The following is a 14,123-nucleotide window of genomic DNA, read 5'->3' as shown; positions in this document are numbered from 1 at the left end:
TGAGGGATTATTAATGTCAAAAGATATTCTTGAAAAGGGTGCCATTCTCCAGAGGGACCGTGAAACATTCGCTATTGCCCCCAAACCCCTGGAGGCCTTGTATCAGCTGATATGTTGCGTACGATTGCGGACACTGCGGACAAATATGAGGCAGCTGCCATTAAACTGACATCTGCTCAACGTGTTTGTATTATAGGTCTCAAGGAGGACGATATAGACAATGCCTGGGATGACCTGGGTATGAAACCAGCTGCTGCAATCGGTCCATGTGTGAGAAGTATCAAAATCTGTCCGGGTACTACTTTCTGTAAACGTGGTCAGCAGGATGCTGTAACTCTCGGTCTTGAACTGGATGAGAAATACCATGGAATGCAACTTCCTTCCAAATTCAAAATAGCGGTTTCAGGCTGCATGAATTCATGTTCCGAACCTGCTGTCAGAGATATAGGTATCATGGGTACTCCAAAAGGTTATACCGTGATGGTCGGGGGTAATGCAGGTATTCGTCCAAGACTTGGTGATGTGATAGCTGATGAACTGAATGATGATGAGGTCAAAGAACTAGTTGACACGATTGTCAGCTTTTACAAGACCCACGCAAAAAACATAGAATCGGACGCATGATCGATGATATGGGTCTTGAAAATTTCAAAAAGGAAATAGGCCTTTAATTAAGGGATTCTTTCCTTTCCTTTTTTCTAATTCTCCTCTCCTGTTTTGTTTTTTGCATAATGAAAATATTTAAATACAATTGTTACCACCAATAAACCATCTTATAATTACTACTGCTAATAATTTTTGTAAAATATCTTTTAAAATGGTATCAGGAGATAGAATTTATGGCTATGGAATATTATTCTGGCATATCCGATGCTATGAGGATCACATTCGTGCAGGTCATGATATTGGCCACGATCGCAATTGTGATATTCCTCTATGGAATGTATATAAATTTGAAAAAATGGGGATTGGGTGCTGAAGGTTACGGACAAAAACCTTCCAAAGGCAGCATCTTTACTTTCCCGAAAACACTTGCCTATCAGCTGAGTGAGGATGGGCATGGTCATAAGCAGAATATTATTGTAACTCTTGTACTTGATATTCTATTGCAGCGTCGTATAATGCGCCGCAGTCCCCTTCGATGGTTCATGCACATTACCATTTTCGTAGGCTGGATGACCCTTTTCCTATTGTCCCTTCTCATGTTCCTTGTGGAATTACTACACATGGCACATCTGGGAATCGGGCCCGAACCTGCAGTCTTCAGGGAATTCCTCGGTCCAATTAATGACCTGTTCAGCTACATTCTGCTTACAGGTATAATAATTGCAATCGCAAGAAGGCTCTTTATTCCAAGAATGCGTGAAGCTACCATTGCATATGACTCCATACTGCTTGGTGGACTGACCCTCATTACTGTTACAGGGTTTATTGCTGATGGTATCAGGAACGGCACTTTCTGGGGCTTTGGTATTGAATACCCCTATGCTCCACCAGCTGCACTGTTCCACGTGATAATTTCCCTGCTCTTCTGTATTGCTTACATCCCGTACAGCAAATACATCCACATGATTGCAACACCTCTTACTATTTTGGCCAACAAGGGAGGCGAATAAAATGGTACGTGATAATCCGTCTATTACAACGGAAAACCTTACAGCTGTCCAGCTTATGGAAATCGATTCCTGCACACGTTGTGGTGAATGTGTACAGTGGTGCCCGACCTATGATGCAAGAAACCAGGACCCTGGACTTGCACCCAGGGATAAGATCCTGCGCTGGCAGGAGTACATGAAGAAATCCTATGGTCTGCGTGCCCGGCTCTTTGGGCCCAAACAGGTTCCAGAGGAAGAAATTGAACAATTCAAGGAAGATGTTTTTGATTGTACCACTTGTGGAATGTGTGGTACAGTGTGTGAATCCGGCATCAATACCGTTGAACTCTGGGAAGCAATGCGTGCCAATCTTGTAAAACGTGGCAATGGTCCTGTTGGTAAACAGCCCATGTTTGTCAAGCTTATAGGAGAATATGGCAACCCATATATGGCAGATCCCAAGGAACGTCTCAGCTGGGTTCCCGATGATGTTAAAATAGAAGATAAAGCAGATATTCTCTATTTCGGTGGCTGTACCGCTGAACTGAGACAGAAAAAACTTGCTTTTGCAACCGCACGTGTACTGAACCATCTGGAGATTCCATTCACCATGCTCGGTGAGGATGAACAATGCTGCTGTTCTGCTCTTGTAAGAACAGGCCAGTATGAAATGGAGGATATTGCCAGAAGGATGGCACGCAAGAATGTGGATGGAATTAAGGCTAAGGGAGCAACCAAAGTACTGTTTGCCTGTGCTGGTTGTTACAGAACTGCAAAAATAGACTGGCCAAGATTGCTTGGTGAAGAACTTCCATTCGAGGTTATCCATATAACTGAGTACCTTGACAAACTCATCGATGAAGGCAAGATCAACTGGAAACAGCCCTTTGATAATAAGACAATTACCTACCACGACCCATGTCACCTGGGACGTCACGTGGGAGTCTTTGAACCACCACGTAAAGTATTGCGCAGTATCCCCGGTCTGAACTTTATTGAAATGGACCGTATAAAGGAGAATCAACGCTGCTGCGGAGCAGGTGGTGGTGTCAAAGCAGGCATTCCTGACCTTGCACTTGGTGTTGCCGAGACGAGGGTTGAAGATGCTCTTGCCAAGAGTCCGGATATTCTTTCCAGTGCCTGTCCATTCTGTAAGAGAAATCTTTGTGATGGTAGGGACTCTGTCAAGGCAGAATCACTGGAAGTCGAAGATGTCATTGTTTTGACCGCTGAAGCTCTTGGTATCGATCTTTCTGATTGTGAAGATCAGGCACGATAATCAACTCAAGGGGTTATACCCCTTTTATTTTCTTTTTTTTAGAAACCTACATAAATTATCAGTTACGTCTTGTTGCTGCTATGCAAATTCCCTATGAGTTTTTAGGCAGGATATTCATATACCTGATAATTCTGGCTTTGGCAGGGATACTGTTGGCACTTATAGTGGGTGCTTACAGTTTCAGGAAAAGGCACATAATTTTCCCAGGTTTTGTCCTTTTCATTCTCTATATGTTCTATACTCCGGCCAAATGGATATGCAGGGTATTCCATATCAGGGATACCCTGGTTGATGAGATTCTGATCGAAGTGCGCAATGCTGTAATGCTGGATGAATTTAGGAACAGTAGCGGTTTACGTGTTGTATTCCTGCCACAATGTCTCAGGCATGCCCGGTGTCCTGCGCGTTGTGATCCTATTCATGGCTATGAATGTCAGCGATGCGGCCTTTGTTCTATTGGTTATATCAGTGCAGAAGCTGAAAAACGTGGCTTCCGCGCTTTTGTAATTCCCGGGGGAAGTTTCATAAAGAAAATCATAAAAAACTATCATCCTACTTCATGCATCGCAGTGGCCTGTTATACTGAACTTGCAGAGGCTATGGAAGAGGTTTCATTTATGCCAGTACAGGGAATCTGCCTTTTAAAAGATGGTTGTTTTGAAACAGAAGTTGACGTAGAGGCTGTAATTGATAAAATGGAGGCATGTAATGTACGATCTGATAGGTAAATTGCTGATAGGATTCGTGGCAATATCTGTCTTATTGAGTAGTCTTGCTCTTTTTGTCAGCCGCATCAGCCTTAATCGGCATGTACGTCTTGCAGGTATTTTTGCATGGATACTTGATTTATTCTACCTGCCTATCAAATATTTCTTTTGCAAGTTGTCCGATCCACGTATTCTGGATAGCTGGATGGTTTCCCTGAAAAACATCGCTCATTACCATGCTTTCAGAAGGACTCGTAAAAGGATAATGCTTTTACCACATTGTATGCGTTTTCTGGATTGCCCTGCCAATGCTTCAAGATATGGTATACAATGCAAGGAATGTGGCAGGTGTATAGTTGGACAGGTAAAAAGGGATGCACAAAGGTATGGTTATCGTTTCTACATTATAACAGGCTCCTCATTTGTGAAGCATGTATTGAAAGAAAAGCCTGCAGATGGAATTCTGGTTGTTGGTTGTAATTATGAGATTAACAAGGGTATGCGTTTTCTACGAGATAAAGGTGTTATTGCTTATGGTGTCCCTCTTGAAAGTGATGGTTGCTATAATACCTCTATAAGTTATGAAAAAATAGCAGGTATTCTTGAAGAATTCGGCCCGGTTGATAATAGTTTGTGAGTGAGGGGAGTAAGCTCCCTTCTGTTGATGCAAAGATGCATTGGCAGTATTCGGCTAAGCGTCACACCAAAACGGGGGTTGTCCGAACAACAACTTTGATCCCATTTCGACTTGCACCCGCGAGGATTCGCCGTTCCATCCGTACCCTGCGCGACCTCAATTTTTCATATCATTGCTTTAACGCAGGTCGGTATCGTTTCTGTGCCATCATGCGGTAAAACCGCAAGAGCCGGTTTCCCGGCTGCCCGGGCTCTCGCCCGATACCCTTTACAGGTATTCGCGCGTCCGGAAGGTGGGGAGACTTTCCTCAGACCAGAAGGCCCGGAAACTGCCCTCCCTCTCTCACAAGGTCCTTAATTCATCGGATATATAGAAATACTTATCGCAATGATTTTTATCTATTTTCTTATTCAGGATTGAAATTCAGGGAAATTGAGTCGATGCAAAAGTGCTCTCCGGTGGGAGCTGGTCCATCATCAAAAACATGGCCCAGGTGCCCTCCACAACGGCTGCATATTACTTCGATGCGCTTCATTCCCAGGGAATAGTCCGGTATTCTTTCAATGCTGTCTTCGGATATTGCTTCCCAGAAGCTTGGCCATCCGGTGCCTGCATCGTACTTTGTGGAGGAAGAGAATAAATCCTGATCACATCCGGCACAGGAGTAGATACCTTTTTCGTAAAAATCATTGTATTTGCCACTGAAAGGTGCTTCTGTTCCTTTTTTCCTGAGGACACGAAACTGTTCTGTAGACAATCGTTTTTTCCATTCCTCTTCTGAAATTTGTTTCCAGTTTTCGGACATATCAACTCTCAATAAAGATATTGCAAACGGCTGGATGGAGAATGTTTGGTAGGATGGACACAGCCGTTCGCAACCATGCTAACATCGTGTTTGGATTATATAATCGTTTGCCTGAAGCTATGTGCCTTAGGGTACGACCAATACCTGTGTTTTGGAATGTCTTACCACATTTTCTGCCACACTGCCAAGCAAAAGGTGACTGATGCCGGTTCTACCCAGTGTCCCCATCACGATTAGGTCTATCCCGTTTTCCGCAGCAAATTTGGTGATGCCATCTGCGGGATTGCCCTCAATGATTAGAGGTTCTACCTCGACATCTGCTTTCTTCCCGGCTTCAACAACGTATTGTGTTGCGCTTTTCCCTTCATCTTTCAGGTGATTGCGCAATGAATCGGCCCACCTTTCTCCGCGGGTTGCGATAGATACACTTACGGGTGGCAAAACGTAGACTGCCCTGACCTTTGCACCGGTTGCTTTTGCAAGTTCAATACCCCAGCTAACGGCATTCTTTACATTCTCAGATCCGTCGGTGGCGATCATTATCTTTTCAATTTTCGTACTCATCAATATACCCCCGCTAAGATGTTGTGATTATAATGCTATATTTCTTTTGGTTGTATTTGCCAATATATCACAATCTTAATTTATGGCTACTATCATTTAATCCATGATGGGCGAAACGATTCTTGTTGCAGAGGATATTTTCCGGGATTATGGTTGCCTACATGCTCTAAATGGAATTAACCTGCGTGTGGAAAAAGGTGAATTTATTGCAATTATCGGTCCCAATGGGGCAGGCAAATCTACCCTTCTGAAAATTTTAGCCTCTCTGAGCTCTCCTACCAAAGGTACATTGCATATCTTTGGAACAAAAGATAAAGACAGGGAGGATGTACAGGATAGAATAGGAATGCTTTCCCATGAAACTTTCCTGTATGACAACCTGACAGCTCGTGAAAATCTTTTGTTTTTGGGAAACTGTATGGCATGGAACCTGCTGCTCTTGATGAGAGATGTGATTATCTTATCCGGAAAGTCGGTCTGTGGAAAAGGGCCGAAGATCCTGTTAAAATTTTCTCAAGAGGAATGAAACAGCGTCTGTCCTTTGCAAGGGCTATTATCCATGCCCCTTCCTTGCTATTACTTGATGAGCCTTATACCGGCCTTGACATGAATGCAGCTTTACTTATGGAAAACCTCCTTCTGGAAAAACCGGATTTGACTAAGATAATGGTAACCCATGACATGGACCGGGCATTTCGTCTGTGCAGTCGCCTGTTAATTATGGAGGCCGGGAATATTGTTCATGATGTGGTGGCCAACGACCCAAATGCCCGTAAATTTGCCGAAGCCGTCTGTTTTTCTGCTGGAGGGCAATTTAAATGCTAAAGGGATTGAATATAGCCTTTAAGGATTTGAAAATTGAAAGCAGGGCCAGGGAGATATTCATTTCGATGGTTGTTTTTTCGTTATTGATCCTTATTATCTTTAGTATTGCTTTTTCTGACCTGTTGTCTTCTGCCAGCAAAACTGCAACGGTGGCTTCGGGTGTGCTCTGGATATGTTTCATATTTGCAGGGACTCTGGGTTTAAACCGCACTTTTGCTACAGAGGTCCAGAACGGTTGTATGGATGCCCTGAAAATGTGTCCCATACCCCCCAATTCAATTTACCTTTCCAAGGTAATCTTTGTGTTCTTGCTGATGCTACTGGTAGAAATAATTACTATCCCAATGTTTTCTGTCCTCTTTAATTACCAGTTTACTGCCATTATCTGGGTTGGTATTGTTATATTACTGGGATCCTTTGGCTTTGTTGTGGTGGGATGTCTGATATCTGCTCTTGTTATACGGGCCCGTGCCGGGGAAATGCTGCTTCCTGTCCTGCTTTTACCTCTGTCCCTGCCGGTTATCATCCCGGCGGTGTCTGCCACTTCGGGCCTATTGAGGGGTGAGGATATATTTTCTTTAATGTCATATATCCGACTGCTGGTGGTTTATGACTTTGTCTTCTTTGCAGTTTCAATGCTGGTTTTTGAATATGTCGTAGAGGATTAATATACAGTGAGTTCCATAGTCATGCAGACATCTGAAATAACCCTTACAAACCGGTGATGCTAGTTGCAGTGGGAAAAATATTCCAAACCATTTTACATGTTCACAGTTCTGATGCTTGTTGTAGCATTCGGGGCCATTTTTTTCTATCTGCCGGTCATGAAAGATTCGGCGGGTAATGTACTGGATTCCAGTTTTAATATATTCTATTTCCACATGCCGATTGCAATTGTTGCCTATCTGGCCTTTTTTGTTGTTTTTGTTTCGAGTATCCTTTATCTGCGTGAGAATGATTCGAAATGGGATATGGTATCTCTTTCTGCTGCAGAAGTAGGTGTCATATTTGCATTCCTTGTGCTTGCCACCGGCTCCATCTGGGCAAAGGCTATATGGGGCTGGTACTGGGTATGGGAGCCCCGGTTAACGACCTCTCTTGTGCTTTTTCTTGTGTATGTAGGCTATCTCATGCTCAGGACAGCCCTGGATGACCCTCTTAAAAGGGCCCGGTTATCTGCTGTTTTCGGGATTGTGGCCTTTGTATCAGTTCCCTTGAGTTTTCTTTCCATTCGTATCTGGAGAAGTGCCCATCCCCTGATGTTTGGAGGTTCTCTTTATGGTCAGGACGGAGGCGGGCTTGAAGGTTCTTCCTTACTTCTTGTGCTGCTTTTCAATATGCTGGCATTTGTGATGCTGTTTATAGGCCTTACTTCTTTTAAGTTCCAAAATGAAAAGCTTGGAAGAGAACTGGAAATGGCTAAAGGTCGTTGAGTAAAGCATATATGCCCCTGCGGGCATGAATATTGAAATATGCTATTCGATCCGATCAATATTGAAGGTTTATCCATCCCGAACAGATTTGTACGCTCAGCAACCCATGAATGGCTGGCAGAGGAAGACGGCACACCCACAGCAGCCATAGGGGATATCTATGAAGAATTAGCCAAAAACGAGGTTGGGCTTATTGTAACGGGGTATTCTTACGTAAATCCTGCCGGAAAGAGCGATTATCTGCAGCAGGGTATCTATGATGACCGCTTCATAGGCCCTTACAGGAAGATTGTTGAGAGGGTTCATTCCTATGGTAGTAAAATCGTTCTCCAGATAGTACATGGAGGACGGCAATCAATGGCACAGCACGGTTATCCTCTGCTTGCTCCTTCAGCGGTTGAAGACAGTTCCACAGGTAAACTTCCAAGGGCAATGACAGAAGAAGAAATCCTGGAGACCATTGATGATTTTGTTAATGCTACCCGCAGGGCAATGGAGGCAGGTTTTGATGGAATACAACTGCACTGTGCCCATGGCTTTTTGCTGAGCAGTTTTATTTCACCCTATACCAACAGGCGTGAGGATAAATGGGGGGGTTCTGTGGAAAACCGTACACATATTATCACCGAGATAGTGCGCCGTATCCGGGAGGATGTCTCTCCCGATTTTCCTGTAATGGTCAAACTGAATGCAACCGACGGTTTCGATATATATTCTGGTCATATTAGCCTGGATGCACCGGAATGCGTGGAAATTGCTGCCCTTCTTGAAAAAGCGGGAGTATGTGCCATAGAGGTAAGTGGTGGAATTGTTGAGGCTGGTTCTGTAATGTCCCAGCCCGGAGTTGATTCAGAGGAAAAGGAAGCTTACTTCAGACGTTATGCCAAGATGATAAAGGATACTGTAAGTATGCCCATAATACTGGTGGGGGGTATCCGCACAAGAGCCATTATGGATGAAGTCCTCAGGGTTTATGCGGATATGGTCTCCATGAGCCGCCCGTTCATCAGCGAACCAGACCTTGTGAAAAAACTGGAACAAGGGGCAGAAGGAGCACGCTGTGTTTCATGTAACCGCTGTTTTGATAAAGGTGGCATTAGGTGCAATTATGATTTTGACCTCTAAGGGCAGGATCATTTTTAAAAAGTAAGCAGGAAATATCTTTGGGCATAAATATTATTAATTTTTGTACAGGTCAACTTACCCTATATATAGGGCGTTGTACATCTTGTATCTCATGCGACTTGATGTATATCTTATAGAAACCGGCTTTTTCAGTTCCCGCGGAAGGGCCAAGAAGGCAATTAGTGAAGGTCATGTGAAGGTTGACGGGAACGTTATAACGAAATCTTCCCGTGAAGTGTCCGAGTTCAATGAAATAGAAGTCGATGAAGGCCTCGATAAACCCCGGGGATATTTTAAACTTCGTAACATACAGGAAAAATTCGATTTAATCAAAGAAGGCGACAGCGTATTGGACCTGGGTTCCAGTGCCGGAGGTTTCCTGATGTTTGCCTGTGAACTCGGTGCGAATGCCGTAGGGATTGAATACAGCCGCCATTTTCGCTCAGAACTTGGCAGGCTGGCTTATGAAAATCCAAATATTACCATAATCCTTGATGATGTATTTACGATGCCGATTTCTAAAATACCGGGAAGTCCCTTTGACGTATTGCTTACTGATATGACTCTTGAACCTGAGGCTTCGATAGAGGCTCTTGGCAAGGTGCTTCCCCTTCTCAAGGAAGGTGGAATGATTTTTCAGATAATTAAACTGGGCAGGGGAAGAAATAAAAAACACCTGGTTGAAAAGATTAAATCGCTGGGAATCGAAGTCCTGGAAGTTCTGGATTCTGCCCAGAGGGAATTTTACGTAGTGGCAAAAAAGACATGAGGAACTTATGTTGCTCAAGGTTTATGGTAAGGGCAGGCCCTACAGGCTTTTTGCTGCAGGGATGCATGGTGGTGAGTGGAAAGACACTTCCAACCTCCTGCTGGAATTGAACCCTCCATTGTCGGGTTCTCTTTTCCTGTTGCCTCTTGTTGACCGGGGTAGCTACCTCTCAACTCTTCAGGAAGGCTACTACAAAGGTCCCGGTTCTAAAATCCCTGTTTTTGTGAACAATTGTGCCCCTGAGATATATGTTGAGATTCATTCCTATTCAAAGCAGAATTTCCATAAACTTGCCGGAGGAGATCGTATTTCCAGAACAGGGGTTCCTCCTTACAGTGTGCTGGAAGAAGGCCTGCTGCTTGGTTCGGTGTCTCCTCACATCAGGCTACATTTCCCCAAAGAGGCCCTCTGCTTATCTCTGGAGGTGCAAAGGGAAAATCCTGCATCAGATGAACTTGCACTTCATATGCTTGATAGGATGAAAGAGTGTAAGGGTCGGGATGATTTTATTGCCTTTTTTGAAAAAAAAGTATCCAGCTGCGGCTCTTAAGGCAATTGAGGATTACAAAAAATTTTATGGCCTGTGAATATGTCACAGGCCACACGGCAATTTAGAAAGGCCTGTTGTAGTTATGGATGTTATGTTCGGGATTGACATCCATCATATCTTTTTTCTGTGCCCTCATCATGTCGTCGATCCTGAGGATCATGGTTGCAACTTCTGAAGCAGACCTTATAGTTTGGGTCTTTACACGAAGAGGATCCACGATTCCTTTTTCAACCATGTCAAGGTAATCGCCGCTGTAGATGTCCAATCCTATATTGGGATTTTCGATATGTGCATTACGCAGTTTCAGGATTACGGATGTCGCATCCATTCCACCGTTTTCAGCAATAGCCATGGGTATGGATTCTACAGCATCGGCAAATGCAGTAATTGCAAGTTGTTCCCTGCCACCTATGGATGAAGCATAATTGCGCAGTCTCTGGGCAATTTCCACTTCTGCTGCACCGCCACCAGCCACAATCTTGCCATCCTCTAAGACTGAGTTGATAACGTGGAGTGCGTCATCAAAGGCTCTTTCCAGGTTGTCAGTGACATGCTCGGTACTTCCACGAAGCAGAATGGTAATTACCTTTGTATTTTCACATTTCTTTATGAAAATCTTGGCAACGGTGGACTCTCCCTCTTCTCCAACTTCGCCTGCATGTCCCAGGTCCTCTTCACTGAGATCAAAGACCCTTTTCACGATTTTTGCACCTGTTGCATAGGACAGGTTCCTGATATCATCATCACTGACTCTGCGGATTCCCATCACACCGCTCTTTTGCAAGTAATGTGCTACCTTGTCGCCGATATTCTTGGAGCATATCACGACGTTTGCCCCGCTCTGGATGATATGGTCAGCCATATGTTTGAAATCATCCTCTTCACGGGCAAGGAACTTTTGCATTTCATCAGCATTGCTAATTTGTAATTTGGATGTGTTTGATGTTTTCTGGGTTTCAAGAGGTGTGTCTATAATAGCGATCTTTGCATCCTTTACAGTTTTTGGCATACCAGGGTGTACCCTGTACTTGTTGAGCATTATGCCATCGAGGATTTCTGTTTCACTGACACTTTTTCCAGGTTCCTGTCTGAGGATTATGTCGTTGTCTACATTGACACTTCCCTTTTTGCTAATCTGCAGGATTGCATCCACACAAAGTGATGCAAGTATTTCCTTGTTGGTTTCGGAAGCCTTTCCTGACATAGAAGTGCTGGCTATCTTTTCAAGAACTTCCCTGTTTCCTTCGGATACATCTATGGCAAATTCATTGAGAATTTCCAGAGCTTTTTCAGATGCATTTTCGAATCCTCTTACAAGAACACGTGCGTGCACACCTTCTTCTATGAGATCGGATGCTTTGTCAAGTAATGTACCTGCAGTCACAACTGCACTGGTTGTACCGTCACCTGCAATCTCTTCCTGGGTACGGGCAACCTCTACAATCATTTTGGCAGTTGGATGCTCGATATCCATTCCCTTGAGGATAATGGCCCCGTCGTTGGTTAGGACTATGTCTCCAATGGAGTTTACCATCATTTTGTCCATGCCCTTGGGCCCAAGGGTAGTTTTGACAATGTTTGCTACTGCCTTTGCCGCGGCGATGTTTACGGATAAAGCATCTCTTCCCTGCTTGTGTTCGGTGCGGGGATTCATGATGTAGGCGGGTTGTCCGCCATAATGTCCTGGCATTGATGTTGAACCTCCTGATGAATAATCTGTATATAAAGAAATCTAACTGTCTATGGTTCTATAAATACGTTTCGCAGTAGCTCTTTGCTATTGCTAGCCTTTTCAAAACCTTTAATATATAGAGCGGGCTCTTATAAAGCCTATGCTTTATTTTGTCGGACTTGGGTTATTTGATGAAAAGGATGTTTCTGTAAAGGGGCTTGAAGTTATAAAAAATGCCGATAAGGTGTATGTGGAATTTTATACTTCCCGATTGATGGGTGCGGATAAAGAAAAGATGGAAAACCTGTATGGCAGGGAAATACACGTTCTTGACAGGCAGGAAGTAGAGCAAGATCCCTGGTGGCTGGAAGAAGCAAAAGAGATGGATATAGCTTTTCTAACAGGTGGGGACACGATGGTATCCACTACTCATGTAGATATCCAACTCAGAGCAATGGAGTTGGGCATTGAAACCCGTTTGGTCCACGGCTCTTCCATAGTCTCCGCTATCTGTGGTCTGACTGGCCTCCAGAATTACAGGTTTGGCAAAGCGGCAACCATTCCTCATCCATACACGAGCACCCGGGGAAATACCATTATTTCTGAAACTCCCTATGATACTATTCTACACAACAGGCAGATGGGTCTGCATACGGCTGTATTTCTTGATATTGATATGAATAAAGGCTATATGACGGTAAATCAGGGAATTGAACTTTTGCTTAAGATAGATGAAAAAAGAGGGCAAAATCTCATAAAAGGTTCAATAGCTGTAGGTATTGCAAACGCAGGTTCTGAAAAACCTATTGTAAAGGCAGATTTTGCTGAAAATCTCGAAAGTTACGATTTTGGCTCTCCCCTGCACATTGTAGCTATTCCGGCAGATCTGCATTTTGTCGAGGCAGAGGCCCTTGTTAAACTTGCGGGTGCACCTGAATATATCCTTGAAGAAGGGGAAGAAAATTAATTTGAAGTATTCTGTGTAAAAATCATTTACTGGTGAGAGTATAATATGGTACGTGGTTCAGTAGGAGTAATATTCGGTGAAACAGGAACTCTTAATTTCAAGTTCCTGATATCGGACAGTACGGCAGTTCTGAGAGGGCATTATGTCAAAATATGGCATGAGACAGATGGCTGGATACTTGCGCAGGTAATGTCAATTGTGCGCTCCAGTGAAAAATATTCTCTGGAAGAAGCTAAAAAAGGGCAGAGAAAAGATCGAAATGATGACCGTATAGTGGCCTCTGCCACAATAATAGGAAGCAGGGATGATCGTGGTCTTTTAAGGGCACCTATGAGTCCTTTCAGTCCCGGGGATCTGGTCTATCTGGCAGATGATACACTTATTAGAGATACACTGGGTCTTGTGGGAGATGACATGTATATCGGATTGCTTGAAGGTACCGGTATTCCTGTACATCTTAATGTGAACAGTCTTGTGCAGAAACATTGTAGCATCCTTGCAAAGACCGGTAGTGGTAAGTCTTACACGGCCGGAGTAATTCTTGAAGAATTACTTGATCATGATGTGCCCATGTTGATAATTGATCCTCATAGTGAATATTCTTCCCTTAAAGAATCAGCCAGTGGGAATGACGGTGATCTAAAAAAATACGGTATAAAATCCAAAGGATACGGCTCCAGGGTACAGGTTTATACTCCTGCCGATAAATCAATTAATCCAAATGCTGATCATCTTTTCAGGTTAAACGGGGTTAATCTTACTCCCAGTGAACTGATGACTTTATTTCCTGATAATTTTAACAGTACCCATTCCGGCATTCTCTATGAAGCTGTACACAGGTTACGTGCTGATGTGGAAACCTATTTCCTTGATGATATAATCAGGGAGGTCAGTAATAATGAAAGCAAGGCCCGCTGGAATGTAATTAATTTACTTGAAGATATTAACCAGCTGGATATACTTTCCCCTCAACCTACTCCGGTTGAAGAATTAATGCAGGATGGTAAGGCTTCGATTATTGACCTGAAAGGGGTCCCCCCTCATATACAGACAATGATTGTGGCCCAGCTCTGTGATACTCTTTTTGAAGCTCGCAAACTTGGCACAATTCCTCCGGGAATGCTGGTTGTGGAAGAAGCCCATAATTTTGCTCCTGAAAGAGGGTATAGCAAGAGTTCCAGTTCCGAAATTCTCC

General features: G+C 43.7%; 16 protein-coding genes, 1 other RNA gene and 1 pseudogene. 14 read left to right on the top strand and 4 right to left on the bottom strand.

Annotated features, from left to right (window positions below; genetic code table 11):
- Nucleotides 1-13: 13 nt before the first annotated feature.
- From C9889_RS02625 to C9889_RS02605, 5 genes and pseudogenes are all read left to right on the top strand, one after another.
- Nucleotides 14-671: pseudogene (locus tag C9889_RS02625) on the top strand (NAD(P)/FAD-dependent oxidoreductase).
- 168 nt (nucleotides 672-839) lie between these two features.
- Nucleotides 840-1,616 (top strand): disulfide reductase, encoded by a 777-nt coding sequence (locus C9889_RS02620; protein ID WP_013037100.1) that lies wholly within the window; start codon nucleotides 840-842, stop codon nucleotides 1,614-1,616.
- A 1-nt stretch (nucleotide 1,617) separates the two neighbouring features.
- Complete coding sequence (locus tag C9889_RS02615; RefSeq protein ID WP_129596954.1) at nucleotides 1,618-2,874, top strand: (Fe-S)-binding protein; 1,257 nt, start codon at nucleotides 1,618-1,620, stop codon at nucleotides 2,872-2,874.
- 80 nt (nucleotides 2,875-2,954) lie between these two features.
- Nucleotides 2,955-3,602 carry a DUF116 domain-containing protein gene (locus C9889_RS02610; RefSeq protein ID WP_129596952.1) on the top strand — a complete coding sequence of 216 codons (648 nt, stop codon included), beginning with the start codon at nucleotides 2,955-2,957 and terminating at the stop codon, nucleotides 3,600-3,602.
- Complete coding sequence (locus C9889_RS02605) at nucleotides 3,583-4,218, top strand: DUF116 domain-containing protein (protein ID WP_129596950.1); 636 nt, start codon at nucleotides 3,583-3,585, stop codon at nucleotides 4,216-4,218. Before C9889_RS02610 ends, C9889_RS02605 begins: the two co-directional genes overlap by 20 nt.
- On the opposite strand, the gene rnpB is transcribed toward C9889_RS02605, so the two are convergent.
- From rnpB to C9889_RS02590, 3 genes are all read right to left on the bottom strand, one after another.
- An RNA gene (gene rnpB / locus C9889_RS02600) (RNase P RNA component) lies at nucleotides 4,217-4,562 on the bottom strand. The genes C9889_RS02605 and rnpB overlap by 2 nt on opposite strands.
- Before the next feature lie 62 nt (nucleotides 4,563-4,624).
- Nucleotides 4,625-5,023 carry a peptide-methionine (R)-S-oxide reductase MsrB gene (gene msrB, locus C9889_RS02595; protein ID WP_129596948.1) on the bottom strand — a complete coding sequence of 133 codons (399 nt, stop codon included), beginning with the start codon at nucleotides 5,021-5,023 and terminating at the stop codon, nucleotides 4,625-4,627.
- Between the two features lie 126 nt (nucleotides 5,024-5,149).
- Nucleotides 5,150-5,587 (bottom strand): universal stress protein, encoded by a 438-nt coding sequence (locus tag C9889_RS02590; RefSeq protein ID WP_129596946.1) that lies wholly within the window; start codon nucleotides 5,585-5,587, stop codon nucleotides 5,150-5,152.
- 103 nt (nucleotides 5,588-5,690) lie between these two features.
- Between C9889_RS02590 and C9889_RS10725 the strand changes: the two genes are divergently transcribed.
- The 7 genes from C9889_RS10725 to C9889_RS02555 all read left to right on the top strand — a co-directional run bounded on the left by C9889_RS10725 (nucleotide 5,691) and on the right by C9889_RS02555 (nucleotide 10,289).
- Nucleotides 5,691-6,113, top strand: a complete 423-nt coding sequence (locus C9889_RS10725) for an ATP-binding cassette domain-containing protein (RefSeq protein WP_129596944.1) — start codon at nucleotides 5,691-5,693, stop codon at nucleotides 6,111-6,113.
- Complete coding sequence (locus C9889_RS10720; RefSeq protein ID WP_129596942.1) at nucleotides 6,011-6,412, top strand: ATP-binding cassette domain-containing protein; 402 nt, start codon at nucleotides 6,011-6,013, stop codon at nucleotides 6,410-6,412. The genes C9889_RS10725 and C9889_RS10720 overlap by 103 nt, the downstream gene beginning before the upstream one ends.
- A complete protein-coding gene (locus tag C9889_RS02575) occupies nucleotides 6,406-7,080 on the top strand; it encodes a heme exporter protein CcmB (RefSeq protein WP_129596940.1) in 675 nt (224 codons plus the stop codon). The genes C9889_RS10720 and C9889_RS02575 overlap by 7 nt, the downstream gene beginning before the upstream one ends.
- Nucleotides 7,081-7,176: 96 nt before the next feature.
- Nucleotides 7,177-7,845 (top strand): cytochrome c biogenesis protein, encoded by a 669-nt coding sequence (locus C9889_RS02570; RefSeq protein ID WP_129599381.1) that lies wholly within the window; start codon nucleotides 7,177-7,179, stop codon nucleotides 7,843-7,845.
- Nucleotides 7,846-7,884: 39 nt separating this feature from the next.
- Nucleotides 7,885-8,970, top strand: coding sequence for an NADH:flavin oxidoreductase (locus C9889_RS02565; protein WP_129596938.1), 1,086 nt, complete (start codon nucleotides 7,885-7,887; stop codon nucleotides 8,968-8,970).
- A gap of 112 nt (nucleotides 8,971-9,082) precedes the next feature.
- Entirely contained in the window at nucleotides 9,083-9,739 is a 657-nt protein-coding gene (locus C9889_RS02560) for a S4 domain-containing protein (protein WP_129596936.1), read from the top strand.
- Between the two features lie 7 nt (nucleotides 9,740-9,746).
- Nucleotides 9,747-10,289 carry a DUF2119 domain-containing protein gene (locus tag C9889_RS02555; RefSeq protein WP_225419953.1) on the top strand — a complete coding sequence of 181 codons (543 nt, stop codon included), beginning with the start codon at nucleotides 9,747-9,749 and terminating at the stop codon, nucleotides 10,287-10,289.
- Between the two features lie 61 nt (nucleotides 10,290-10,350).
- Here the strand turns inward: C9889_RS02555 and thsA are convergent, their stop codons facing one another.
- On the bottom strand, nucleotides 10,351-11,979 hold the full coding sequence (gene thsA / locus C9889_RS02550; protein ID WP_129596934.1) for a thermosome subunit alpha: 1,629 nt from the start codon (nucleotides 11,977-11,979) through the stop codon (nucleotides 10,351-10,353).
- Between the two features lie 142 nt (nucleotides 11,980-12,121).
- Here thsA and dph5 point away from each other — a divergent pair, with 142 nt between their 5' ends.
- Together dph5 and C9889_RS02540 are read left to right on the top strand one after the other, a co-directional pair.
- Nucleotides 12,122-12,928, top strand: coding sequence for a diphthine synthase (gene dph5, locus C9889_RS02545; protein WP_129596932.1), 807 nt, complete (start codon nucleotides 12,122-12,124; stop codon nucleotides 12,926-12,928).
- A 45-nt stretch (nucleotides 12,929-12,973) separates the two neighbouring features.
- A partial coding sequence (locus C9889_RS02540; protein ID WP_129599378.1) for an ATP-binding protein occupies nucleotides 12,974-14,123 on the top strand: 1,150 nt, incomplete at its 3' end.

It is taken from the genome of Methanohalophilus profundi, assembly GCF_004137855.1.
Lineage (GTDB): Archaea > Halobacteriota > Methanosarcinia > Methanosarcinales > Methanosarcinaceae > Methanohalophilus > Methanohalophilus profundi.
Note: the sequence above shows the minus strand (reverse complement) of the source record. Positions and strands in the feature narration are given on the sequence as shown.

Coding starts and splice junctions, on each gene's coding strand:
- C9889_RS02620 (WP_013037100.1), top strand. CDS start 840: ATGGCTATGGAATATTATTCTGGCATATCCGATGCTATGAGGATCACA.
- C9889_RS02615 (WP_129596954.1), top strand. CDS start 1,618: ATGGTACGTGATAATCCGTCTATTACAACGGAAAACCTTACAGCTGTC.
- C9889_RS02610 (WP_129596952.1), top strand. CDS start 2,955: ATGCAAATTCCCTATGAGTTTTTAGGCAGGATATTCATATACCTGATA.
- C9889_RS02605 (WP_129596950.1), top strand. CDS start 3,583: ATGTACGATCTGATAGGTAAATTGCTGATAGGATTCGTGGCAATATCT.
- msrB (WP_129596948.1), bottom strand. CDS start 5,023: ATGTCCGAAAACTGGAAACAAATTTCAGAAGAGGAATGGAAAAAACGA.
- C9889_RS02590 (WP_129596946.1), bottom strand. CDS start 5,587: ATGAGTACGAAAATTGAAAAGATAATGATCGCCACCGACGGATCTGAG.
- C9889_RS10725 (WP_129596944.1), top strand. CDS start 5,691: ATGATGGGCGAAACGATTCTTGTTGCAGAGGATATTTTCCGGGATTAT.
- C9889_RS10720 (WP_129596942.1), top strand. CDS start 6,011: ATGGAACCTGCTGCTCTTGATGAGAGATGTGATTATCTTATCCGGAAA.
- C9889_RS02575 (WP_129596940.1), top strand. CDS start 6,406: ATGCTAAAGGGATTGAATATAGCCTTTAAGGATTTGAAAATTGAAAGC.
- C9889_RS02570 (WP_129599381.1), top strand. CDS start 7,177: ATGTTCACAGTTCTGATGCTTGTTGTAGCATTCGGGGCCATTTTTTTC.
- C9889_RS02565 (WP_129596938.1), top strand. CDS start 7,885: ATGCTATTCGATCCGATCAATATTGAAGGTTTATCCATCCCGAACAGA.
- C9889_RS02560 (WP_129596936.1), top strand. CDS start 9,083: ATGCGACTTGATGTATATCTTATAGAAACCGGCTTTTTCAGTTCCCGC.
- C9889_RS02555 (WP_225419953.1), top strand. CDS start 9,747: ATGTTGCTCAAGGTTTATGGTAAGGGCAGGCCCTACAGGCTTTTTGCT.
- thsA (WP_129596934.1), bottom strand. CDS start 11,979: ATGCCAGGACATTATGGCGGACAACCCGCCTACATCATGAATCCCCGC.
- dph5 (WP_129596932.1), top strand. CDS start 12,122: ATGCTTTATTTTGTCGGACTTGGGTTATTTGATGAAAAGGATGTTTCT.